Origin of the sequence: Bradyrhizobium sp. 190 (assembly GCF_023073415.1) — a bacterium.
Classification (GTDB): Bacteria; Pseudomonadota; Alphaproteobacteria; order Rhizobiales; family Xanthobacteraceae; genus Bradyrhizobium.
On sequence record NZ_JADPJL010000065.1, the window covers coordinates 212,353 to 234,366 of the forward strand.

Below are 22,014 nucleotides of genomic sequence, written 5' to 3' on the forward strand. Positions count from 1 at the left end.
TCGTCAGCGGCCCGGCACCGGCGCGGGTAGCGTGGCCAACTCAGTCTCAGCACTGCGATAGGCGGCGAGTTCGCCAGCCGCATCGAGCACGGGGTAGGCGACCGAACAGATGTGCGAGTGAATGCGCCTGAGATCGCGCAGCACGTCGAGATGCAGCGACGTGGTCTCGATGGTTTCGGGCCGGCCTTCGCGCAAGCGGTCGAGATGCCGTTCGGTAGCGGCCAGTTCGGCATTGCGCAGGGCGGCCTTCTCGGCCAGGAGTTTGCGTGCCTCGTTGACGTCGCCGGACATGAAGACGCCGAACGCGATCCTAAGCGAGTCCGTCGTGCGCTTGTGGAAGGCCGAAAGCTCCTCGGCGCCCTCGGTCGAGAACTGGAACCGGCGCTTGATCTTCTTGGTCGCGAGTTCGCTCAGATTCTTGTCGATGATGTCACCGATATGCTCGAGGTTGATGGCGAAAGAGACGATCTCCATCGCCCGCTGTCCCTCGCGCTCGTCGAGACTGCCGCGGGTGAGCTTTGTGACGTAGAGCTTGATCGCCTCGTCGAGGCTGTCGACGCTGTTGTCCATTTGCGAGACCTGGTCGACCAGCGCCCGGTCGTTGGTCATCATCGCCGCCATCACCTTGCGCAGCATGATCTCAACATGATCGCCCATATGCAGGGTCTCGCGGGCGGCATCGGCCAGAGCGAGCGAGGGCGTCTCCAGCGCGCTCTCGTCGAGATAGCGCGGCCCTGACGCGTCGGCCTCCTTGACGCGCTCGGGCAGCAACGTCTTCAGCAGCCGTGCCATGCCGTCGAGCAGGCCGATGAAGAGAGCTGCGGTCGCGACGTTGAAGGCGATGTGGAACAGGGCGGTCGCCTTGGCGAGATCCGGCTGCCACGAGATCAGAAGGTCCGCGATCGGTTGCAGGAACGGCGCTACCAGCAGAATGCCGGCAAGTCGGTTGACGAGGTTGCCCAGCGGCAGGCGGTAGCTCGCGGGATTGTCGCGGCGCGCGCCCTCGACGATCGGATTGATGGCGCTGCCGAGATTGGCGCCGAGCACGAGCGCCAGCGCCGCATAGGGCGTGATGAAATGCGCATAGGCCAGCGACATCACCAGCAGCACGCTGGCGACGCTGGAATGCACGAGCCATGTCACGATCGCAGCGAACAGGATGCAGAGCACGGGATCGCCGGTGATGGCGTTCATGAACACGCGCACGCCCGGTGCGTTCTCTGCCGGCGCCAGCGTATTGAGCAGGATGTGCAGCGCCAGCAGCATCAGGCCGAGCCCGATGAAGACGCGGCCGATGTCCTTGACGCGCGAGCGCGGCCCGCTGCGGAAGGCGACCAGGCCGATGATGAACAGCACGGGCGCGACGGCCGAGATGTTGAACGACAGGATCTGCACGATCAGCGTGGTGCCGACATTGGCGCCGAGCATGATGGCGAGCGCGGGGACCAGGCTGACGAGCCCTTCCGAGGTAAACGAACTCGTGATCAGCGCCGTCGCGGTGCTGCTCTGGAGCAGGGCGGTGAGACCGAGGCCGGCGCCAAAGGCCGTGAAGCGGTTGCTCAGGGCCTTCGCCAGCAACAGGCGCAGATCGGGTCCGAACGCGCGCAGGATCCCGCTGTGGACCATATGCAGGCCCCACAGCAGCAGCGCGACGCCGCCCATCAGGTCGAGAAGAACCAGACTTCCCATGCGCTTTTCATTTCCGCCAAATCGAGTCGAGGGGTCAGGCTATCGCCTCATGAGGGGGGATCAACCCTTTAATTTGCCGAAAATTGCGCCGCGCTGGCGCCGCCGCGGGCGCGTTCGCGGAGTTCGGCATTCAGCCGGAGGGGCAGGTTCGGTAAACGGAGTTCGAACGTATCAGTTACATTGCGAGCCGTTGCGATAGTCCAATTCCAACAATTCTTCGGTAAAGGTGGTGCACCATCGGGTGAATCACATCGAGCAGGGTCAGGGATCGACATGTATGCGAATCGTCGCAGCAGCGAACGTCGGGCGTGCAGAAGCTTTGCAAAAATACAGTTCGCGACCGGGGGGCTGCCGCGCGATTGCATGATTTCCGACGTGTCGGATGGCGGTGTGAAGATCATCGCCGAGTATCCCGAAATTCCTTCCGAATTTACGGTGATTTTCTCGGAGGGCAGGCCGCGTCAGTGCCGGCTGGCCTGGCGGATCGGCTGCGAACTCGGCGCGCAATTCGTCGACTAGGCCGCTCGGCAGCACTGGCACGGACGGCGCGGGACTGAACGCGCACGTACGGCGGGCGCGAGCGCCCGGCGGAGGTCGCCAATTACCGCAAAAGTGGGGCGGCTTAACCTGAACTTAGGGTTAAGCTGTGAACACTTCTGGACAGTTCCCGCCATGAGTCGAGCTACATGTCCCAGAAGTCGCACCATCCGTCCCGCGCCGCGCGGCTTCTTGCGTGCACATCCACCCTGATCCTGGCGTTGGGGCTTGGTGGCTGCCAGACCTCAGGACTATCCGACATTACCGGTTCGATCGACGAGAAGGCCGACACCGGCCGCACCAGCGATCCGCGCCGCGACGTCGAGCTCTACCAGGAACGCTATCGCGCCAATCCGAAGGATGCCGACGCGGCGCTGAAATACGGCAAGGCGCTGCGCGCGACGGGACAGCGGTCGCAGGCGGTTGCGGTGCTCGAACAGGCCACCATCGCCCATTCCGGCAACAAGCTGCTGCTCGCCGCCTACGGCCGCGCGCTGGCGGATAACGGCAATTTTCAACAGGCCTTCGACGTGCTCGGCCGCGCCCACAGCCCCGCCGATCCCGATTGGCGGCTGCTCTCGGCGCAGGGAGCGACACTGGATCAACTCGGTCGATACGAGGAGGCGCGGCAATATTATGGAAGCGCGCTGAAGATCGCGCCCGACCAGCCGTTGGTGCTGTCCAACCTCGGACTGTCCTATGTACTTTCGAAGGACCTACCGAAAGCGGAGGAGACGCTGCGCCGCGCCCACGGCCTGGCGGCGACCGATCCGCGGGTGCGCGCCAATCTGGCGCTGGCGATTGGCCTGCAAGGCCGTGTCGCCGATGCCGAAAAGATCGTGAAGGCCGACCTGCCGCCCGCCGAGGCTGCAGCCAACGTCGCGCTGTTGAGGCAGGTGCTGTCGCGGAAGGACAAGGAGAACGCGCGCGCCGAGGCCGGGAAGATGCCGATCGCCGCCGCCGGACGCGCCGACTAGGCGTCAGCGCTCACGGCGCTGCTGCCGTTGTTGTTTGCTCAGGCCCTGCGGGCCGTCGCGCCTTGCAGTTTCTTGATGATCGGCGCCAGGAACGAAGTCCGGGACCGCTTGGTCACGGCATGGCCGGTCAGGCGCTGCGCCATCTGCAGGAACATCTGAGTGGTGCGATGCTTGGCTGATATCTGCGCAATCATCTGGCCGTTATTGGCGGCGGTGCCGAACATCTTTGAATCGAATGGAATGGCCGCGATCGGCTGGCTCTCGATGGCCTTGGCGAATTCGCGCGTGGAGATTTCCGGACGCTTGTGCATGCCTACCTGGTTGAGGCAATAGAGCGGCGGGCGATCGTTGGGTCGCGCCGCCTTCAGTACGTTCAGCATGTTCTTGGCGTTGCGCATGTTGGCGAGATCGGGCTCGGCGACGATCAGGATGTCGTCCGCCCCGACCAGCGTTCGCTTGGTCCACGCCGACCATTGATGGGGAACGTCGAGCACGATGCAGGGGGTGGTCATGCGCATCGTATCGAAGATCGCATCGAACGCATCGGCGCCGAAATCATAGACCTGGTCCAATGTTGCGGGCGCCGCCAGCAGGTCGAGGCGGTCGGTGCATTTCGACAGCAGGCGCTCCATGAAGGCGGAGTCCGGCCGTTCCGGCTGGAAGACCGCATTGGCGATGCCTTGAACCGGATCCTGGTTGTAATCGAGGCTGGCGGTGCCGAAGGCAAGGTCGAGATCGATCACGACGGAATCGAGCGCGAGATCGCGCGCGATCGCCCAGGCAACGTTGTGCGAGACGGTGGAGGCACCGACGCCGCCCTTGGCGCCGACCACCGCGATGATGCGGCCGACGGCCACGGCTTCGGAGGCCGCGTAGAGACCGCATATTGCGCGCACGACGTCGATCGGTTCGATCGGTCCGGTCACGTAGTCGCTGATGCCGCGCCGCACCAGTTCACGATAGGGCGTGACGTCGTTGGCGTTGCCGATCACGACGACGCGGGTACCGGCGTCGCAGACGGTCGCGAGTTCATCGAGGGCTTCGAGAATGTCGGAGCCAGGTTCGGTCTCCAGCAAAATGACGTTCGGCGTCGGCGCCTTGTGGTAGGTCTCGATGGCAGCGGCAATGCCGCCCATGTGAACCGTAAGGTGGGCCTTGCCGAGACGGCGGTCTTCGCTCGCCGCGCGCACCGCGGTGGCGACCGCGACGCTGGTGCAAAAGGCCTGTACCGATACGCGTGGCGCGGGCGAGATGTATTCCTCGGGCTGCGCCGGCGTGTCGTCCAGTTGATCGTCTGAGTTTTGAAAGACGCGGCTGATCATTTGCCTGTATCGCTGAGTTTAGCCTTGTCGGCTTCGGGATAGATGGTCGTTGTCGAAATGCCCTTGCGGTATTTTTCAAAGGCGATATTGCGCCGCGGTGTATAGGCCGGGCTCTCGGGACGCGGCTGTTCGAGGTCGGCCGGATTGTCGATCATCGCGGCAAGGTTGCGTTGCGTGGCGCAGCCGAAATTGTGATAGGAGCGATTTTCGTTGTAGGCGACATTGTCGATATTCGGTCCGAGGTCTTGCGGCCACAGGCCGCAAGGTCCTGCCACGGCCGTAATCTTCGGATAGCTGAGCCGGATCGTCGGCAGCGTACGGGGATCGTCGGGCCGGTAGTGACGCAGTGTGATGGCGCGCGAGGGCACGCCGCTCGCCATCAGCACCGACTGGATTTCCCGGAACGATGCCGCGGCCGCCCGCGCGTTCGGCGTGTCGATCGGGACATCGGCGATAACGGCGCCGGTGCCTTCACGCACCCAGGTCTGCGCCAGACCCATGACGTCGGTGCGTTGCGACCCGGAGAGGCCGCCGCGGGCATGACCGACGAACACCACGATCGAGCGGTTGGCTTCGGTCACCGCGATCGGATGACGGTGGCGGTAATCATCGGACACGCTGGCAGTCACGATCTCCGTGGTCTGCGGCGTGCAGGCGCCGAGCGCCGCCGAAAGGCCGAGGAGGGCGCCAAGCATGTGCAAGGCCTTGCCGCGATGGAGCGGAATTCTCGTTGTCATCGTTCTGTCCTCGTCCCCACTCGGTGAACAGCTCTGCATCTCAATCAATGATGAAGCCGAAATTGCCCTGGATGCCGCCGACAGGATCGACGCGGGCGGCGAGCCCGTAGATCCGGTTGATGCGCCCGAGCAGTGTGGACTGGGAATCGGATGCCGGTGCGAAGCCGTCATCGGGCCGCGACAGTTCTTTCTGCGCAACCGCGCGGACGACGTAGGGCGTCACGAGAACCATCAGTTCGGTCTGGTTGTTGACGAAGTCCTGGCTGCGGAACAGCGCGCCCAGAACCGGCAGTTGATCGAGCCCCGGCAAGCCGTTGATGGCCTGCTTGGTCTGCTCCTGGATCAGGCCGGCCATCGCCATCGAGCCGCCGGAGGGTATTTCCAGCGTCGTCTCGGCGCGGCGGGTCTTGATCGACGGAACGGTCAGCGAATTGCCGGCCTGATTCAGCGTGATCGCATTGTCGTTGGAAAGTTCGGAAACTTCGGTCATCACCCGCAGGCTGATGCGGCCTTCGGTGAGAACCACCGGCGTGAAGTTGAGCGAGATGCCGAATTTCTTGTACGAGATCGAGGTCGTACAGACATGCGTGACGGGATCGCAGGAATAGCCGGCGGGGACGGGAAATTCGCCGCCGGCGATGAAGGTCGCGGACTCGCCGGAGATAGCCGTCAGGTTCGGCTCGGCCAGCGTCTTCACCACGCCGGCGCTCTCCATCGCCCGCATCGTCGCGGTGACGGTGGGCAGGCCCTTGAGGACGCTCGAGGCGCTCAAACCGTTGTCGGACACCAGCGGGCGGCCGAAGGCGGTGAACGGGTTGCTGTTGTTGAAGTTCACGACCGCCGTGCCGTAATTCATGCTGGCTGAGAGATCGACGCCCATCTGCTTGACGATGTCGCGTCGTACCTCCGAGACATTGACCTTCAGCATCACCTGGTCGCGGCCGCGAACCACGATCGAATTGACGACCTTCTCGGGCCCGCCGACCAGCCGCGCGGCGATCTCGCCGGCCTGCTGGGCTTCGACCGGGCTCGATACCGAGCCGGTCAGCATCACGCTGTCGCCGACGCCATCGATCTGGATTCCCGGCATCGACTGCCGCAGCGCGGTGCGCACGCCGTTGAGGTCACGTTTGACCGCGATGTCGTAGGAAGCGACCTGCTGGCCGTCGGCGTCAAAAAACACCACGTTGGTCTGACCGACCGCGCCGCCGATGATGTAGGCGCGTTGCGAGGAACGAACGACGGCGTTGGCGATCTTCGGGTCGGCGACCAGAACGTCCTTTACGTCGCGTGGCAGGTCTACGACCACGGACTTGCCGATACCGAGCGACAGGAAGCGCATCTTGACCGGGCCGATGGCGGAGGTCGTCACGGGATCCTTGTCGGACTCGGCTGCGACGACCGGCAGCAGCGGAGCGAGCGTCAGCGCAGCGACGCCCGACAACAACAGGGTGCGCGCCGCTACAGTTCGAATCGCTGACTGATTTTCCCCAAACTTCATCTCAGCCGTCCTTTCGGTCACTTCTGTGCCGTCGTTTGATTGGCGACACCGTAGCGAACCACGTTGACGCTCTCGCTTCGTTTTTGAGCCTGATCCCGGCCTTCGGCCGTCGCATTGACATCGGTGATGCTGCGCAGCGCGAGCGACAGCGTGCCGCTCTGGCGCGCGCGCGCCAGCGTCTCGGCCTGCTCGGGCTTCAGTTCGAGCGTGACGGTGCGGCCGACGAGGGTGTTGACGCCCTCTTTTTCTTTCGGCGCCTGATCGATTGCCAGCACTCGGATATTGGAGAGAATGATTTCGGACTGGACGACGTCGGCTCCTTTGGCTTCCGGATTCTTCTCGCGCTTGGAGAGGATGACGTCGACGCGGTCATTGGGCAGGATGAAGCCGCCGGCGCCGGTTTCCGGCGAGATCTCGGTCGAGATCGCCCGCATGCCGGTCGGCAGGATGGCTGCCATGAAGCCGGAGCCGTTGGCCTTGACCAGCTTCTGCTCACGGATCGGCTCACCCGCGATGAAGGGCGCGCGTGCAATCGAACCGGCAATTTCCTTGATGGCCTCGGCCCTGCTGGCGCGGTTGACCAGATTGTTGCCGGCGGAAGCCGGCCAGGTCTGCCATTGCAGGTCTTCGGGCTTGACCGGCTGGCCGAGCCCGATGTCGGACTTCGCGACCAGAATTTCCACCGTCGGCAACTGCGCTACCGGCTCGGCTGCGGGTTGCGATTTTTCTTCCGTACCACGGGCGAGATAGGCGGCGACACCGCCGGCACTCAAGGCGATGATCAGAACGACGACACGTGCGATATTCATACGCTTTTACTACTCTTACGCAGGGACGTCCCAACCTCACGATGACAGCCATCCCCGCAGGTATGACTAGGCATCAAAGGTATAAGGGAACTTGAGGCGTGGAATTTTTGGTCGATTGGACCGCGGGATTCGCCGTCATGGTGAACGGGTGGTTATCGTTTGGAGAAAACCACTCCGCAAAAGCCCGGAGCCGTCGATGCCCGGCGCATCAGCAGTCGAATTCGCTAATCATATAGACCTGCGATTCGGATGCCGACCGGCATCAAGCTGACGCTGCTATGACGCGCGGGCCTGATCTTGAGGCTCGATCTCCGCGAAGCCTGCCTGCAAAACCTCGTCGCGCTTGTGGCGCAGATGCGCGCGCAGGATATGCGACAACCCCACGCCATCGCGGCGTTGCAGCGCATTGAGGATCGCTTCGTGCTCCTGCATCGCCAGCGCCCAGCGCCGCGGCGTCATTGGCGTGACGTAGCGCGCACGGCGAATGCGGGCCGTGACGGAGTCATAGAGACCAGACAGCACCGGGTTGCCGGCCGCGGCGATGATCGCCTCGTGGATATAGCGGTTGCAGCGATAGTACTGCAGAAGGTCGCGATCTTCGTAGTGCCGGGCCATCGCGGCGTGGGCGGCGGCGACGTCGGCAATCTCGGCATCGGTGATGCGCTCGCAGGCGAGTTCGCCGGCCAGCGCTTCAAGTCCTTGGCACACCTCGAACAGGTCGCGCATGTCCTTGTCGGTCAGCCTGGCCGCGCGCGAGCCGCGGTTCGGCAGCAATTGGACCAGGCCCTCGGCGGCGAGCACCTTGAGGGCTTCGCGCAGCGGCGTGCGCGAGATCTGCAGCTTTTCACAAAGGTCGCGTTCGGGAATCCGCGCGCCCGGCGGAATCTCGCCGTCGAGCAGCATGGCGCGGACGCGGCCTACGACTTCCTCATGGAGCATCGCGGTTAAAAGCCAAATTTGAATGCAAAAAAGGCTATACCACTGAATTTTGGTAAGCTCTAGCTTGATAAATCGTGTTTTTGCATTCATAATTGGTTAACAACAATTAAGAAGGGCCCGGCGACATGGACCAGGACGCAACGGTACGGGAGGACGACCTTCTGTTTGGCGTCGATGACGGCATCGGCCGGGTAACCTTCAACCGGCCGCAGGCGCGCAACGCCTTCACCTTCGAGATGTACGAGCGGCTGGCCGAGATCTGCGAACGCGCCAACCGCGACCAAGCGATCAAGGTGCTGCTGCTGCGGGGCGCCGGTGACAAGGCGTTTGCCGCGGGCACCGACATCAACCAGTTCCGTGCCTTCAAGACGTCGCAGGATGCGCTCGACTATGAGAACCGCATCGACCGCGTGCTCGGCATTCTCGAAACGTGCCGGGTGCCGACCATTGCGGCGATCAACGGCGCCTGCACTGGCGGCGGCGCGGGCATCGCGGCTTGCTGCGATCTGCGCATCGGCACCAGGAGTGCGCGGATGGGGTTTCCGATCGCGCGCACGCTCGGCAATTGCCTGTCGATGTCGAATGTCAGCCGCATTACCGCATTGATCGGTCCGGCGCGCGTCAAGGATCTGATCTTTACTGCACGTCTTGTCGAAGCCGGGGAGGCGGCCGCCGTGGGCCTGCTTAACGAGGTCGTCGATGATCTGGCCGCGCTCGACAAGCGCGCCGACGAGATCGCAAGGCTCGTTGCCGGCAACGCGCCGCTGACGCTGAGCGCGACCAAGCAGGCAGTCGCCCGGTTGCAGAAACGACTGACGCACGGGGAAGGCGAGGATCTCATCCTGATGTGCTACAACAGCCGGGATTTCCGTGAAGGGCTCGACGCGTTTCTCACCAAGCGCGCACCGCAATGGCGCGGCCAATAGGAGCCCTTTATTAATGTCCGTTCAAAACGACAAGACGCCGCGCTTGGGACCGCTCGCCGGCCTCAAGGTCATCGATCTCACCCACGTGATGGCGGGGCCGACCTGCACCCTGATGCTCGCCGACATGGGCGCTGACGTCATCAAGATCGAGAAATGGCCGAATGGTGACGACACGCGGCATTCGGTGCCGCCGAAGATCGGCGACGAGGCGGCCTCCTTCCTGATGATGAACCGCAACAAGCGCGGCATCGTGCTGGACCTGAAGACCGCAGGCGGCAAGGAAGTGCTGCGGCGGCTGATCGCCGACGCCGACGTTCTGGTCGAGAATTTTGCGCCGGGCGCGATGGAGCGGCTCGGCTTCGGCTATGAGGATTTGCACAGCGATTTTCCGGCGCTGATCTATTGTTCGCTGTCCGGGTTCGGCCGCACCGGCCCTTACAAGCATCGCCGTGGCTTCGATCTGGTCGCCCAGGCGATGAGCGGCATCATGAGTTTCACAGGCGAGCGGCCGGACGGTCCGCCGGTGAAGTGCGGTCCGCCGCTGTCCGATATCACGGCCGGACTCCTGGCCAGCATGGGCATCCTTGCCGCCTATTCGCACCGGCTCAAGACCGGCGAAGGGCAATGGGTGGAGACATCGCTCTACGAGGCGGCGCTGGTTCAGACCTATTGGCAGTCGACGATTGCGCTCGCCAGCAATGTGGCGCCGCGCGCCATGGGCTCGGCGCATCCGCTCAACGCGCCGTATCAGGCGTTCGAGGCATCCGACGGCTGGCTCGTGGTAGGCGGCGCCAACAAGAAGCATTGGCTGTTGATGCTGGAAGCGCTTGGCGCACTGGAACTGGCCTCCGACCCACGCTTCGTCAACGGCTCCGACCGCATGGCGCATTTGGAGGAACTCGAAGCCGAACTGAGCGTCCGTTTCCGCAAACAAACGCGGGCGCATTGGCTCGCGGCACTTGACGAGAAGGGCGTGCCCTGTGGCCCCGTGCACGACATGCTGGAAGCGCTGAGCGATCCGCAGACGCTCGCGCGCGACATGGTGGTCGAGGTCGAGCATTCGACGCTCGGACCGGTGAAGACGATCGGACTGCCCGTCAAATTCTCGGCGACGCCCGGCAAGGTGCGTTCGGGCGCGCCAGTCTATGGCGAGCATACGCGCGAGGTCCTGCGCGAGCATGGTTTTGACCAGGCGCAGATCGACACGTTCGAGCGGGAGGGCGCGATCGTTGCCGCCTCGGCCGGCCGCAAGGAGCAGGTCGCCTGACGAGAAGACGAAATACCAACGACAATAAAAAATGCCTACCCGGAGGAAACCATGAACGTCACATCAAAGCTTCTGCTGTCCACGACAGCGCTCCTGCTCGCGGGCGCGATTCCGGCCGCCGCGGCCTGGCAGCCGCAGAAGCCGATCGAATTCGTCGCAACCGCGGGGCCGGGCGGCGGCACTGACAATCTGGCGCGCGCCGTCCAGAACATCATCACCAAATACAAATTGACCGATCAGCCGGTCGTGGTCGTCAACAAGGGCGGCGGCAGCGGAGCGGAAGGCTATGTCTACGCCAAGGCATCCGCCGGCGATCCCTACAAGGTGATTTTCGGCACCTCGAACGCGTGGCAGCAACCGCTCGTCTCCAAGGTTGCCTTCAACTATACCGATCTCACCCCGATCGCCGCGATGGCGCAGGACGAGTTCCTGCTGTGGGTGAAACAGGACGCGCCCTACAAGACGGCGGGCGACTTCCTCAAGGCGGCGGCCGCGACCGAGTTCAAGGTGGGCGGCGCGCAGTCCAAGGACACCGACGAGGTCTTGACGCGGATGATCGAGAAGGCGGCGCGCGTCAAATTTACCTACATCCCCTTCAAGAGCGGCGCCGAGGTCGCCGTGCAACTGGCCGGCGGCCATATCGATGCGCACGTCAACAATCCCTCCGAGAGCCTTGGGCAGTGGCGCGGCAGCACTCAGCGCCCGCTCTGTGCGTTCAGCCCGAAGCGATTGCCGCAGGGGCCGAAGGTCACCGCAACCGAAGGCTGGAGCGACGTGCCGACTTGCGTCGAGCAGGGGCTAGCGATTTCGCAATATGAGCAACCGCGGACGGTGTGGCTGCCGGGCAAGGTCAGCCCGGAGCAGGCGGCGTTCTACGTCGATCTCATGAAGAAGGTGCAGGCGACGCCCGAATGGAAGGACTACATCGAGAAGACCTCGCAGGTTAACACTTTCCTGACCGGCGCTGCGCTCGACGATTTCATCAAGCAGGACCTCGAACACGTGAAGCAGGTTGCGGGCGAACAGGGCTGGCTGGTGAAGTAGGACTGGTGCGATGATATCGCGACGTGCGCTTGAGATAGCCGCGGCGGCGCTGACCGGAATCTTCGGCGTCGTGGTCATCGTATCCAGCATCGACAACGGCATCGGCTGGTCGAGCGCCGGCGTCGATGCCGGCACGTTTCCTTTCCTGACCGGAATCATCATTGTGCTCGGCAGCCTTTACAACATGGGGCAGGGCGCGCTTGGACGCGGCAGCCTTGCCATTGTCAGGGTGGCCGTCACGGCGTCCGAGTTGCACCGCCTTGCGGGGTTGTTCGTTCCTGCCGCGATCTTCGTTGCCGTCATTCCCATCGTTGGAATGTATCTCGCTTCGGCAGGCTATGTTTTCGCGGTGCTGGCGTTGCCGAAACGGCAATCGGTTGTTCGCGCGCTTGTCATCGCCGTGGTTACGCCGCTTGTGCTCTACGTCGTGTTCGAGCGCATGTTCCAGGTGTCGCTGCCGCACGGCGCGCTCGGCGCCGCGTTGGGCTTCTGAGGGGACGGGCGATGGAAAACCTTCAATCGCTGCTGCACGGTTTCACCATCGCGATCACCGTTCCGCACCTGACGCTGATGGTAATCGGCGTCCTGCTCGGCATTCTGGTCGGCGTTCTGCCGGGTCTGGGCGCGCCAAACGGGGTATCGTTGTTGCTGCCGCTGACCTTCGGCATGCAGCCGGTATCGGCGATCATTCTGCTTTCGAGTATGTATTGGGGTGCGCTGTTCGGCGGCTCGGTAACCTCGATCCTGTTCAACATCCCGGGCGAGCCGTCGTCGGTCGCCACCACCTTCGACGGCTATCCGATGGCGCGTGACGGCCGGCCGACCACGGCGCTGGCCACCGCCTTCGGCTCGGCGGCGTTCGGTGCGCTTGTCGGCGTGATCCTGATTACGTTTCTGGCATCCTGGGTGGCGCAGGTAGCGCTCGCCTTCGGACCACCCGAATACTTCGCGGTATATTTCCTCGCCTTCGCCAGTTTCGTCGGCATGGGCGGTGCGGCGCCGATCAAGACGGTGGTCGCACTTGCGATCGGGTTTGCCATCGCCGCGATCGGCATCGACACGGTGTCGGGCAGCGTGCGCCTCACCATGGGTATCGACGAACTGGTGAAGGGCGTCAGCTTCGTCGTTGCCGTCATGGGACTGTTCGGCATCGGCGAGTTGCTGATTGCGGTGGAGGAGGAGTTCCAGGCCCGTGCGGTATCGTCGAGGGTCGATTGGAAGGAAGTCTTCCGGGCGCTGGGCCGTCTGCCGCGCCATGGCATTGCCTTGCTGCGCAGCGCCGCCATCGGCTGCTGGATGGGCATTACGCCGGGCGGTCCGACTGCCGCTTCCTTCATGAGCTATGGCATCGCCAAGCGCTTCTCGCGCAATGGCGCGCGTTTCGGCACGGGCGAGGCCGAGGGCATCGTCGCGCCGGAGACCGCCGACCATGCCGCCGGCACCAGCGCGCTATTGCCGATGCTCTCGCTCGGCATCCCCGGCTCGGCGACGGCCGCCGTCATGATGGGCGGGCTGATGATCTGGGGATTGAACCCCGGACCGATGCTGTTCGTCGACCAGAAGGATTTCGTCTGGGGGCTGATCGCCTCGATGTATGTCGGCAACATCGTTGCGGTTGTGCTCGTGTTGCTCACCGTTCCCGTGTTTGCCGCCCTGATGCGCATTCCCTTCGCCGTCATCGCCCCTCTGATCGTCATCATCTGCGTCGTCGGCGCCTATTCGGTCTCGAACTCCTATCTCGACGTCGTCCTGATGCTTGGCTTCGGTGTCGTCGGCTATCTCTTCAAGAAGCTGCACTATCCGTTGGCGCCGTTGGTGCTGGCGATCGTGATCGGCGACAAGGCCGAGGACGCCTTTCGGCAGGCCATGCTGATGTCGAAGGGATCGCTCGGGATATTCTTTGCGAACCGGCTGGTGACGACCCTCGTCCTGGCCGCGATGGCGTTGTTGCTGCTTCCGCTCGCCTTGCATGTTGTGCGCCTGCTGCGAAAACCGGATGAAGCCGCTCATGAAAAGGTGAGGATCATATGAACGTGCAGAGCCCCGGCAAGCCCGTGATCGCGCTGGCAATGGGAGATCCCGCCGGCATCAGCCCGGAGCTGACCGCGAAGCTCGTCTGCCTCGATGAAATCCGCTCTTGCGCACGCATGGTCGTGATCGGAGACCGCCGCATTTTTGACGAAGGCGCGCGGGTAGCCGGCGTCAAGGCGGACCTGCCAAATGTGACGCCATCCGCGGACCCTCGAACCATCGGGGGTGACGCCGCCTTCATGGATATTGGCCATCTCGATCCTGCCAGGATCGAACGGGGTGTCGCCAGCCAGGCCGGCGGCGCATTCGCGCTGGAGAATTACCGTCGCGCGCTCACGCTTGCGCGCGACGGTAAGGCGGATGCGGTCTGCTTCACGCCGTTCAACAAGAAGGCAATGCGGCTCGCGCGCGCGGAGTATGACGACGAGATTGCGTTCTCCACCGAGGTCGCCGGCCTGAAAACGCCGGCCAGCGAATTCAACGTGCTCGACCGGCTCTGGAATGCGCGCGTCACCTCGCACATCCCGCTCAGGGACGTGGCCTCGCGTCTCTCCGTCGAACGTATTCATCGCGCGCTGAAACTGACCGATGCCTGCATGCGACGGGCCGGTTTTGCCGCGCCCCGCATCGCGGTGGCCGGGCTCAACCCGCATGCCGGCGACGGCGGCAATTTCGGCCGCGAGGAGATCGATGTGATCGAACCCGCTGTCATGGCCGGCCGGGCCGAAGGAATAGCGGCGGAAGGGCCGTTTCCAGCCGATACCGTTTTCTTGCGCGCCAAGAACGGCGCCTTTGACGCGGTACTGACGATGTATCACGACCAGGGCCAGATCGCGATGAAGCTGATGGGCTTCGATCGCGGGGTGACAATCCTGGGTGGTTTCCCATTTCCGATCTGCACGCCGGCGCATGGCACGGCCTATGACATCGCAGGCCAGGGCGTCGCCTCGGTCGGCGCCAGCCGGGCGGCTTTGTTGCTCGCGGCCGAGATGGCGGGCGCGGCCAGGATGGGAAATCGGGCGGCGTGAGGTGCCCGCCTAACCGGCGGCCTTCAGCGCCGCAAAACCGCGATCGAGATCGGCCTTGAGGTCGTCGACATTCTCCAGACCGATGTGGAGCCGCAGCGTCGGCCCGCCGGGCGACCATTTGGTCGCAGTGCGGTAGGGATCGCAGTCGAACGGGATGATGAGGCTTTCGAAGCCGCCCCACGAAAAGCCCATGCCGAACAGCTTCACGGTATCGAGCAGGGCGTCGACCGCCTTCTGCGGCACCGGCTTCAACACAATGCTGAACAGGCCGGAGGCGCCGGTGAAGTCGCGCTTCCAGATCGCGTGGCCGGGATGGCTCTCGAGCGCCGGATGCAGGACCGACAAGACTTCGGGGCGGCCGGCCAGCCAGCGCGCCATTTCGAGGCCGGAGCGATAATGCTGCGCGAGCCGCACCGAAAGCGTGCGGGTGCCGCGCAGCGCCAGGAAGACGTCGTCGGGACCGGCGCAGACGCCAAGCAGGCGGATGCCCTCGGCGAGCAGCGGCCAGGCTTTCGCGTTCGCCGAGATCGTGCCGAACATGATGTCGGAATGGCCGCCGATATATTTGGTTGCGGCCTGCATGCTGATGTCGACGCCCTGGTCGAGCGAGCGGTGAAACAGTGGCGTCGCCCAGGTGTTGTCGTCGATGACGAGCGCGCCCCTCGCATGCGCGACTTCGGCGATGGCGGGGATGTCGGTCATTTCAAACGACTGCGAGCCGGGCGCCTCGACCAACACCGCCTTGGTGTTGGGCTTGAACAGGCTTTCGATCCCGGCGCCGATCAGCGGATCGAAATAGCTGACCTCGACGCCGTAGCGGGTCAGCATGCCGTTGCAGAAATTGCGCGACGGCCGATAGACGTTGTCGGTGACCAGCACATGATCGCCGGCACTCAGCACCGAAAGCAGGGTGGTGGTGATCGCGGCCAGCCCCGACGGCGCGAGGCCAACGCCGGCGCATTGCGGGCCTTCCAGCGCCATCAGCACGTCCTGCAGCGCCCGCGTGGTCGGAGAGCCGTGACGCCCGTAGGAGAATTCGGCGCGGTGGGCGTGCAGGTCCTCGGCGGTCGGATAGAGCACGGTCGAGCCGTGGAAGACCGCCGGGTTGACGAACCCCCGTTGCCCCTTGGTGTCGCGGCCGGTGGTGACCAGTCGGGTTTCGGCTTTTTGCGGGTTGGACGGACCGTCGTCGTTCGAAGAGCTCATGCGTTTGCATCATCCAAGACGTTATGCCGCAGCCACAACTTGATCGCGAAAAACACCGCCGGCGGCGGGTCGGGGCCGGGTGAGTTAATAACAAGATACAGAAGACGGCAGTCAACCCCTTGACCCGGCACGCCAGTCGTTCTGAGATGCGGGCCAACTAACAGTCGCTGCAAGTTGAGGGGCCTGCCGCGATATCAGATCCATTGCCTGACCGGATTGCACGTCAAACTGCACGGTCAGGATGACGCTTTTCAGCGAGGGATCAGCGGGTTGGCCCCACAACGTCAGGCGTTGCCTAAAAAACGATCCCCGGACGCCCCCTTGAAAGGCCTTACCCATGAAACGCGTATCTCTGGTTGTTACCCTCGCCTTGGCCGCCGGTCTCTCGGCCCAGGCCGCCTCGGCGCAAACCCTCAAGACAGTCAAGGACCGCGGCATGCTGTCGTGCGGCGTGAGCCAGGGCCTGCCGGGATTCTCGTCTCCGGACGACAAGGGTAACTGGACCGGGCTCGACGTCGACATCTGCCGCGCGATCGCGGCCGCCATCTTCAACGACGCCAGCAAGATCAAGTTCGTGCCGCTGTCGGCCAAGGACCGCTTCACCGCGCTGCAGTCGGGCGAAATCGACGTGTTGTCCCGCAACACCACCTGGACGCTGTCGCGCGATACCTCGCTCGGCGCCAATTTTACTGGCGTGACCTATTACGACGGCCAGGGCTTCATGGTGAAGAAGGCGCTGAAGGTGAATTCCGCGCTGGAATTGAACAGCGCGTCGGTTTGTGTGCAGCAAGGCACCACGACCGAGCAGAATCTGGCCGACTACTTCAAGGGCAACAACATGAAGTACGAGGTGATCGCTTTCGGCACCAATGACGAAACCGTCAAGGCCTATGAGTCCGGACGCTGCGACGTTTTCACCACCGATGTGTCCGGGCTTTATGCCGATCGTCTGAAGCTTGCGAACCCCGCCGATCATGTCGTGCTTCCGGAAGTAATCTCGAAAGAGCCGCTCGGCCCGATGGTGCGCCATGGCGACGACCAGTGGTTCGATATCGTGAAATGGACGCTTTACGGGATGATCACTGCGGAAGAGCTGGGCATTACCCAGAAGAACGTCGACGAGTTGGCGAAATCGGACAAGCCCGAGATGAAGCGGGTATTCGGCACCGACGGCAATCTCGGCGAACAGCTCGGCCTGACCAAGGATTGGGTGTCGCGGATCGTAAAGTCGGTCGGCAATTACGGCGAGTCCTTCGAGCGCAACGTCGGCACCGGTTCTAAACTCGGCATTGCCCGTGGCATCAACAACCTCTGGAGCAAGGGCGGCATCCAGTACGCACCGCCGATCCGCTAAGCGCCAGCGAGAGGGGCTGCGGCGATGGCCATCGAACCCCGAAAACCACCGTCGCTGCTACTTCCCAGGCTGCAGCGGGCGCTGGGCGGGCGGACGGGCTGGAGCGGTTTCGTGCTTCAGCTCCTGTTCGTCGCAGCCCTCGCCTGGATCTGCTACGAGATCGTCGCCAACGCCCGCGCCAATCTGCAAGCGCAGCGGATCACCGCGGGCTTCGGATTCCTCGCCAATACCGCGGGCTTTGACGTCAGCCAGAATCTGATCCCCTATTCGGGGTCCGACAGCTATACCCGCGTGTTTCTGGTCGGGTTGCTCAACACGCTGCTGGTCTCGGTCATCGGCATCTTCTTTGCGACCCTGATCGGGTTCATCGTCGCGCTCAGCCGCCTGTCGCCGAACTGGCTGCTGTCGCGGATCGCCGGCGGCTATGTCGAACTGATACGCAATCTGCCGCTGCTGTTTCAGATCCTGTTCTGGTATCTCGCCGTGCTCGCCGCGCTGCCCAATCCGCGGCAGAGCATTTCGATCTTCGACAGCTTCTTTCTAAGCAACCGCGGCCTGGTCATTCCAAAGCCGATCGGCACCCCCGGTTTTGAGCCGTTCGTCGTTGCGCTACTGGTGGCGATCGTTGCTGCGATTGCACTGTCGCGCTACGCGCGCCAGCAACTGTTCCAGAGTGGTAAGGTCATCAAGGTCTGGCCCTATGTGTTGGGTCTGGTGATCGGCCTGCCATTGATCAGCGCCCTGATCTTTGGTGCTCCGGTTTCGTTTGAAGTTCCCGCGTTGAAGGGGTTTAACTTCGCCGGCGGCGCGCGCGTCATTCCGGAATTCGTCGCCCTGGTGCTGGCGCTCTCGACCTACACGGCTGCTTTCATCGCCGAGATCGTGCGGGCCGGCATTCTGTCCGTCCACAAGGGACAGATGGAGGCTGGCTCCTCGCTCGGGCTGCAGCGCGGTTCGGTGCTGCGGCTGGTCGTGATCCCGCAGGCGATGCGTGTCATCCTGCCACCGCTCACCAACCAGTACCTCAACCTGACCAAGAATTCCTCGCTGGCAGTGGCGATCGGCTATCCCGACCTCGTCTCGGTATTTGCCGGCACGACGCTGAGCCAGACCGGGCAGGCGATCGAAATCATCGGCATCACCATGGGCGTCTATCTGCTGATCTCGCTGGTCACGAGCGCGATCATGAGTTTCTACGGATGGCGTATCAGCCGGAGTATGGGGTGATGAGCGAAACCGCACCATCCGTGTTCGTTCGCCAGGAACTCGTCGGCGAGCGGCCCGCGCCGGTAAAGACCACCGGCCTTGTCGGCTTCCTGCGCACGCGGCTGTTCAATTCGCCGACCAATATCCTGATCACCATCGTCAGCGCGTTGCTGCTCTGGTTCATCCTCGTGCCCGCGATCAAGTTCACGCTGATCGACGCGGTCTGGACCGGCAAGGATCGCACCGCCTGCCTTCCGAAAGGGCCGGGCGACGTGGTAGGCGCCTGCTGGCCGTTCATTCAGGCCAAGTTTTCGCAGTTCATCTACGGATTTTATCCCGAGCCGGAGCGCTGGCGGGTCAATCTGGTGTTCGCTCTTGCCGCGATCCTGCTGATACCACTGCTGATTCCGCGGCTGCCGGGTAAGGCTCCCAACGCCATTCTGTTCTTCCTCGCCTTGCCGGTCGTGGCGTTCTTTCTGCTGCATGGTGGCGGCCTCAACGGTTTCGGGGTGAGTTGGACCGCGGAGTTACTGTCGAGTCTGACAAGCGGAATCAAGAATGCCGGTGTTGCCGGCATCAATGCGAGCCATCCGATCTTTGGACCGTTTCTGTCTCTGCTCGGATGGTTGGGGTTCTCAGTGGGCGTCGTTCTTTCGTATGTCATCTGGCCGCTGACGTGGTTGCGTGACCAGATTCAGGCAACGGGCAGTCCGGTGTGGGCCGACCTCGCGGCGACTGCCGTGATCGTATCGGCATTACTGTTCTGGCTGGCTGGCGGCCTGCGTTCCGGCTGGCGCCCGCTTGTCATCTGCCTTGCGATCTTCGCCGGTATCGGCATCGTTATCGCGGTCATGGGGCTCGACCGTGGCGGATTGCCGGTGGTCAGCACGCGGTTGTGGGGTGGCTTGCTGGTGACGCTTGTGGTGTCGGTCGTCGGCATCGTCGCGTCGATGCCGGTCGGCATTGCGCTCGCGCTCGGCCGGCGTTCGTCGATTCCGCTGATCCGGATTTTCTCGATCGCCTTCATCGAGTTCTGGCGCGGCGTTCCGCTGATCACGGTGTTGTTCTTCGCAACCTACATGTTGCCGCTGTTCGTTCCGGCGGGTTTTACCATCGACGGGCTGATGCGGGCGCTGATCGGGATCGCGCTGTTTGCCGGCGCCTACCAGGCCGAAACCATCCGCGGCGGCCTGGCGGCGATCCCGCGCGGGCAGGGTGAGGCGGCGAGCGCACTCGGCCTCTCCTGGGCCAAGACCATGGCGCTGATCGTGATGCCGCAGGCGCTGCGTCACGTCATTCCCGGCCTCGTCAACAGCTTCATCGCGCTGTTCAAGGATACCTCGCTGGTTTCGATCGTCGCGCTGTTCGATTTGCTGGGGCAGCTCCGGGCCTCCTTCAGCGATCCAAACTGGTCCACGCCGACGACGCTGTTCACCGGCTTTGCCTTCACCGGAATCATCTATTTCGCCTTCTGCTTCGGGATGTCGCGTTACTCGCTGTTCGTCGAGAACAGGCTGAACGCGCATCGGCGCAACTGAGTATAGGACCATGACCACAAACCCGATCGTCGGCATCAACACCCTCAACAAGTGGTACGGGGACTTTCACGTGCTGCGCGACATCAACCTCGATGTCGCCAAGGGCGAGCGCATCGTGATCTGCGGTCCGTCGGGCTCGGGCAAGTCGACGCTGATCCGCTGCATCAATGCGCTGGAGGAATTCCAGGAAGGCAACATCGTCGTCGATGGCATTGAACTCGGGCCGAACCTTCGGAAGGTGGACGAGGTCCGGCGCGAAGTCGGCATGGTGTTCCAGAGCTTCAACCTGTTTCCGCATCTGACCGTGCTGGAGAACTGCACGCTGGCGCCGATCTGGGTGCGCAATATCCCCAAAAAAGACGCCGAGGCGGCCGCGATGAAATATCTGGAGCGGGTCAAGATCCCGCATCAGGCCAACAAATATCCGGGCCAGATGTCGGGCGGTCAGCAGCAGCGCGTCGCGATCGCCCGCGCGCTGACGATGAATCCCAAGGTGATGTTGTTCGACGAGCCGACCTCGGCGCTGGATCCCGAAATGGTCAAGGAAGTGCTCGACACCATGGTCGATCTCGCCAGGGAAGGCATGACCATGCTGGTCGTCACCCACGAAATGGGATTTGCCCGCGAAGTCGCCAATCGCGTCGTCTTCATGGATGCCGGCCAGGTGATCGAGTCAAACACGCCGCAGGAATTCTTCGCCAATCCGCAGCACGCCCGGACGAAGCTGTTTTTGAGCCAGATCCTGCGGCACTGATGGAGCCGTAGGGTGGGCAAAGCGCAGCGTGCCCACCAGCGGTGTCGCGGTTGATAGATGGTGGGCACGGCGCAAGGGCGCCTTTGCCCACCCTACAAAATTCGTCACACCTTCTCGAACGGCACGTCGATCTCGGTGCGCTTTTCCAGCCATGCCGGTACCGGCAGGTTCTTCGAGCGCATGAACTCCGGATTGAACAGTTTTGACTGATAGCGGTTGCCGGAGTCGGCGAGGATGGTGACGATGGTCTTGCCGGGCCCGAGCTGCTTCGCAAGCCGGATCGCGCCGGCGACATTGATGCCGGTCGAGCCGCCAAGGCACAGGCCTTCATGCTCGAGCAGGTCATAGATCACGTTCACGGCTTCCTCGTCCGAAATCAGGAACGCGTCGTCGACAACAGCGGTCTCGATGACGGGCGTGACGCGGCCGAGCCCGATGCCTTCTGTGATCGAGTCGCCCGGCGTCGATTTGGCGGTGCCGTGCTTGAACAGCTCGTACATCGCGAAGCCATGCGGATCAGCGCAGGCGGTGACGACGCCGCTGCTTTTTTCCTTCAGATAGCGGCTGGTGCCGGCGAGCGTGCCGCCGGTGCCGACCGAACAGATAAAGCCGTCGATCTTGCTGCCGGTCTGCTCCCAGATCTCCGGTCCGGTAGACTCGTAATGCGCCTTGGCGTTGTCGAGATTGTTCCACTGGTCGGCGAACAGCACGCCGTTCGGTTCGGTCTTGCGAAGCTGGGCGGCAAGCCGCCGCCCGACGTGCTGGTAGTTGTTAGGATTGGCGTAGGGCAGCTGCGGTACTTCGATCAGCTCGGCGCCGCACAGCCGCAGCATGTCCTTCTTTTCCTGGCTCTGCGTTTCCGGGATCAGGATCAGCGTGCGATAACCGCGCGCGCTGGCGACGACGGCGAGACCGATGCCGGTATTGCCCGCGGTCGATTCCACCACCAGCCCGCCCGGCTTGAGCTCGCCGCGCTTCTCGGCCTCCAGGATCATCCATTTGCCAGCGCGGTCTTTCACCGACTGACCCGGGTTCATGAATTCGGCCTTGCCGAGAATGGTGCAGCCGGTCAGCTCAGAAGCGCGCTTGAGTTTGATGAGCGGCGTGTTGCCGATCGCTTCGATGACGTCTTTGTTGAAGGCCATGTTT

At 63.3% G+C, this 22,014-nt stretch carries 20 protein-coding genes; 12 read left to right on the plus strand and 8 right to left on the minus strand.

The genetic code is table 11. The features are described from left to right. Positions 1 to 3 precede the first annotated feature (3 nt). Positions 4 to 1,689 (minus strand): Na/Pi cotransporter family protein, encoded by a 1,686-nt coding sequence (locus IVB22_RS32920; RefSeq protein ID WP_247521321.1) that lies wholly within the window; start codon positions 1,687 to 1,689, stop codon positions 4 to 6. 273 nt (positions 1,690 to 1,962) lie between these two features. On the opposite strand from IVB22_RS32920, the gene IVB22_RS41725 reads away from it, so the two are divergent. Next, the gene (locus IVB22_RS41725; RefSeq protein ID WP_108519442.1) at positions 1,963 to 2,208 is read left to right on the plus strand and encodes a PilZ domain-containing protein; all 246 of its coding nucleotides are present in this window, start codon (positions 1,963 to 1,965) and stop codon (positions 2,206 to 2,208) included. Between the two features lie 167 nt (positions 2,209 to 2,375). Continuing rightward, positions 2,376 to 3,203: a tetratricopeptide repeat protein gene (locus IVB22_RS32925; protein ID WP_247521322.1), complete on the plus strand. Its 828-nt coding sequence runs from the start codon at positions 2,376 to 2,378 to the stop codon at positions 3,201 to 3,203. A gap of 38 nt (positions 3,204 to 3,241) precedes the next feature. Here the strand turns inward: IVB22_RS32925 and IVB22_RS32930 are convergent, their stop codons facing one another. The 5 genes from IVB22_RS32930 to IVB22_RS32950 form a co-directional block, all read right to left on the minus strand. Continuing rightward, complete coding sequence (locus tag IVB22_RS32930; RefSeq protein ID WP_247521323.1) at positions 3,242 to 4,525, minus strand: AAA family ATPase; 1,284 nt, start codon at positions 4,523 to 4,525, stop codon at positions 3,242 to 3,244. Next, the gene (locus IVB22_RS32935) at positions 4,522 to 5,262 is read right to left on the minus strand and encodes a CpaD family pilus assembly protein (RefSeq protein ID WP_247521324.1); all 741 of its coding nucleotides are present in this window, start codon (positions 5,260 to 5,262) and stop codon (positions 4,522 to 4,524) included. The genes IVB22_RS32930 and IVB22_RS32935 overlap by 4 nt, the downstream gene beginning before the upstream one ends. 40 nt (positions 5,263 to 5,302) lie before the next feature. Further along, entirely contained in the window at positions 5,303 to 6,763 is a 1,461-nt protein-coding gene (locus IVB22_RS32940; protein WP_247521325.1) for a type II and III secretion system protein family protein, read from the minus strand. A 17-nt stretch (positions 6,764 to 6,780) separates the two neighbouring features. Continuing rightward, positions 6,781 to 7,572 carry a Flp pilus assembly protein CpaB gene (gene cpaB, locus IVB22_RS32945; protein ID WP_247521326.1) on the minus strand — a complete coding sequence of 264 codons (792 nt, stop codon included), beginning with the start codon at positions 7,570 to 7,572 and terminating at the stop codon, positions 6,781 to 6,783. A gap of 276 nt (positions 7,573 to 7,848) precedes the next feature. After that, positions 7,849 to 8,511 carry a GntR family transcriptional regulator gene (locus IVB22_RS32950; RefSeq protein WP_256467487.1) on the minus strand — a complete coding sequence of 221 codons (663 nt, stop codon included), beginning with the start codon at positions 8,509 to 8,511 and terminating at the stop codon, positions 7,849 to 7,851. Between the two features lie 125 nt (positions 8,512 to 8,636). On the opposite strand from IVB22_RS32950, the gene IVB22_RS32955 reads away from it, so the two are divergent. Genes IVB22_RS32955 through IVB22_RS32980 form a run of 6 tightly spaced genes read left to right on the plus strand, consistent with a single transcriptional unit; the run spans position 8,637 to position 14,807 of the window. Beyond that, positions 8,637 to 9,437 (plus strand): enoyl-CoA hydratase/isomerase family protein, encoded by an 801-nt coding sequence (locus IVB22_RS32955; protein ID WP_247521328.1) that lies wholly within the window; start codon positions 8,637 to 8,639, stop codon positions 9,435 to 9,437. Between the two features lie 13 nt (positions 9,438 to 9,450). After that, a complete protein-coding gene (locus IVB22_RS32960; RefSeq protein WP_247521329.1) occupies positions 9,451 to 10,704 on the plus strand; it encodes a CaiB/BaiF CoA-transferase family protein in 1,254 nt (417 codons plus the stop codon). 51 nt (positions 10,705 to 10,755) lie between these two features. Continuing rightward, positions 10,756 to 11,748, plus strand: a complete 993-nt coding sequence (locus tag IVB22_RS32965; protein WP_247521330.1) for a tripartite tricarboxylate transporter substrate binding protein — start codon at positions 10,756 to 10,758, stop codon at positions 11,746 to 11,748. Between the two features lie 10 nt (positions 11,749 to 11,758). Then, positions 11,759 to 12,241, plus strand: coding sequence for a tripartite tricarboxylate transporter TctB family protein (locus IVB22_RS32970; RefSeq protein WP_247521331.1), 483 nt, complete (start codon positions 11,759 to 11,761; stop codon positions 12,239 to 12,241). 11 nt (positions 12,242 to 12,252) lie between these two features. After that, positions 12,253 to 13,779, plus strand: a complete 1,527-nt coding sequence (locus tag IVB22_RS32975; RefSeq protein WP_247521332.1) for a tripartite tricarboxylate transporter permease — start codon at positions 12,253 to 12,255, stop codon at positions 13,777 to 13,779. After that, positions 13,776 to 14,807 carry a 4-hydroxythreonine-4-phosphate dehydrogenase PdxA gene (locus tag IVB22_RS32980; RefSeq protein ID WP_247521333.1) on the plus strand — a complete coding sequence of 344 codons (1,032 nt, stop codon included), beginning with the start codon at positions 13,776 to 13,778 and terminating at the stop codon, positions 14,805 to 14,807. Before IVB22_RS32975 ends, IVB22_RS32980 begins: the two co-directional genes overlap by 4 nt. Positions 14,808 to 14,816: 9 nt before the next feature. Here the strand turns inward: IVB22_RS32980 and metC are convergent, their stop codons facing one another. Next, positions 14,817 to 16,013: a cystathionine beta-lyase gene (gene metC / locus IVB22_RS32985; protein WP_247521334.1), complete on the minus strand. Its 1,197-nt coding sequence runs from the start codon at positions 16,011 to 16,013 to the stop codon at positions 14,817 to 14,819. Between the two features lie 337 nt (positions 16,014 to 16,350). Here metC and IVB22_RS32990 point away from each other — a divergent pair, with 337 nt between their 5' ends. From IVB22_RS32990 to IVB22_RS33005, 4 genes are read left to right on the plus strand one after another with little or no spacing between them, the layout of a single operon-like run. Next, on the plus strand, positions 16,351 to 17,367 hold the full coding sequence (locus tag IVB22_RS32990) for an amino acid ABC transporter substrate-binding protein (protein WP_247521335.1): 1,017 nt from the start codon (positions 16,351 to 16,353) through the stop codon (positions 17,365 to 17,367). A 24-nt stretch (positions 17,368 to 17,391) separates the two neighbouring features. Beyond that, positions 17,392 to 18,594, plus strand: coding sequence for an amino acid ABC transporter permease (locus IVB22_RS32995; RefSeq protein ID WP_247521336.1), 1,203 nt, complete (start codon positions 17,392 to 17,394; stop codon positions 18,592 to 18,594). Beyond that, positions 18,594 to 20,111 (plus strand): amino acid ABC transporter permease, encoded by a 1,518-nt coding sequence (locus tag IVB22_RS33000; RefSeq protein WP_247521337.1) that lies wholly within the window; start codon positions 18,594 to 18,596, stop codon positions 20,109 to 20,111. Before IVB22_RS32995 ends, IVB22_RS33000 begins: the two co-directional genes overlap by 1 nt. A 10-nt stretch (positions 20,112 to 20,121) precedes the next feature. Beyond that, a complete protein-coding gene (locus tag IVB22_RS33005) occupies positions 20,122 to 20,865 on the plus strand; it encodes an amino acid ABC transporter ATP-binding protein (protein ID WP_247521338.1) in 744 nt (247 codons plus the stop codon). Positions 20,866 to 20,969: 104 nt separating this feature from the next. On the opposite strand, the gene IVB22_RS33010 is transcribed toward IVB22_RS33005, so the two are convergent. After that, positions 20,970 to 22,010 (minus strand): cysteine synthase A, encoded by a 1,041-nt coding sequence (locus IVB22_RS33010; protein WP_247521339.1) that lies wholly within the window; start codon positions 22,008 to 22,010, stop codon positions 20,970 to 20,972. Between the last annotated feature and the right edge of the window lie 4 nt (positions 22,011 to 22,014).

Coding starts and splice junctions, on each gene's coding strand:
- IVB22_RS32920 (WP_247521321.1), bottom strand. CDS start 1,689: ATGGGAAGTCTGGTTCTTCTCGACCTGATGGGCGGCGTCGCGCTGCTG.
- IVB22_RS41725 (WP_108519442.1), top strand. CDS start 1,963: ATGTATGCGAATCGTCGCAGCAGCGAACGTCGGGCGTGCAGAAGCTTT.
- IVB22_RS32925 (WP_247521322.1), top strand. CDS start 2,376: ATGTCCCAGAAGTCGCACCATCCGTCCCGCGCCGCGCGGCTTCTTGCG.
- IVB22_RS32930 (WP_247521323.1), bottom strand. CDS start 4,525: ATGATCAGCCGCGTCTTTCAAAACTCAGACGATCAACTGGACGACACG.
- IVB22_RS32935 (WP_247521324.1), bottom strand. CDS start 5,262: ATGACAACGAGAATTCCGCTCCATCGCGGCAAGGCCTTGCACATGCTT.
- IVB22_RS32940 (WP_247521325.1), bottom strand. CDS start 6,763: ATGAAGTTTGGGGAAAATCAGTCAGCGATTCGAACTGTAGCGGCGCGC.
- cpaB (WP_247521326.1), bottom strand. CDS start 7,572: ATGAATATCGCACGTGTCGTCGTTCTGATCATCGCCTTGAGTGCCGGC.
- IVB22_RS32950 (WP_256467487.1), bottom strand. CDS start 8,511: ATGCTCCATGAGGAAGTCGTAGGCCGCGTCCGCGCCATGCTGCTCGAC.
- IVB22_RS32955 (WP_247521328.1), top strand. CDS start 8,637: ATGGACCAGGACGCAACGGTACGGGAGGACGACCTTCTGTTTGGCGTC.
- IVB22_RS32960 (WP_247521329.1), top strand. CDS start 9,451: ATGTCCGTTCAAAACGACAAGACGCCGCGCTTGGGACCGCTCGCCGGC.
- IVB22_RS32965 (WP_247521330.1), top strand. CDS start 10,756: ATGAACGTCACATCAAAGCTTCTGCTGTCCACGACAGCGCTCCTGCTC.
- IVB22_RS32970 (WP_247521331.1), top strand. CDS start 11,759: ATGATATCGCGACGTGCGCTTGAGATAGCCGCGGCGGCGCTGACCGGA.
- IVB22_RS32975 (WP_247521332.1), top strand. CDS start 12,253: ATGGAAAACCTTCAATCGCTGCTGCACGGTTTCACCATCGCGATCACC.
- IVB22_RS32980 (WP_247521333.1), top strand. CDS start 13,776: ATGAACGTGCAGAGCCCCGGCAAGCCCGTGATCGCGCTGGCAATGGGA.
- metC (WP_247521334.1), bottom strand. CDS start 16,013: ATGAGCTCTTCGAACGACGACGGTCCGTCCAACCCGCAAAAAGCCGAA.
- IVB22_RS32990 (WP_247521335.1), top strand. CDS start 16,351: ATGAAACGCGTATCTCTGGTTGTTACCCTCGCCTTGGCCGCCGGTCTC.
- IVB22_RS32995 (WP_247521336.1), top strand. CDS start 17,392: ATGGCCATCGAACCCCGAAAACCACCGTCGCTGCTACTTCCCAGGCTG.
- IVB22_RS33000 (WP_247521337.1), top strand. CDS start 18,594: ATGAGCGAAACCGCACCATCCGTGTTCGTTCGCCAGGAACTCGTCGGC.
- IVB22_RS33005 (WP_247521338.1), top strand. CDS start 20,122: ATGACCACAAACCCGATCGTCGGCATCAACACCCTCAACAAGTGGTAC.
- IVB22_RS33010 (WP_247521339.1), bottom strand. CDS start 22,010: ATGGCCTTCAACAAAGACGTCATCGAAGCGATCGGCAACACGCCGCTC.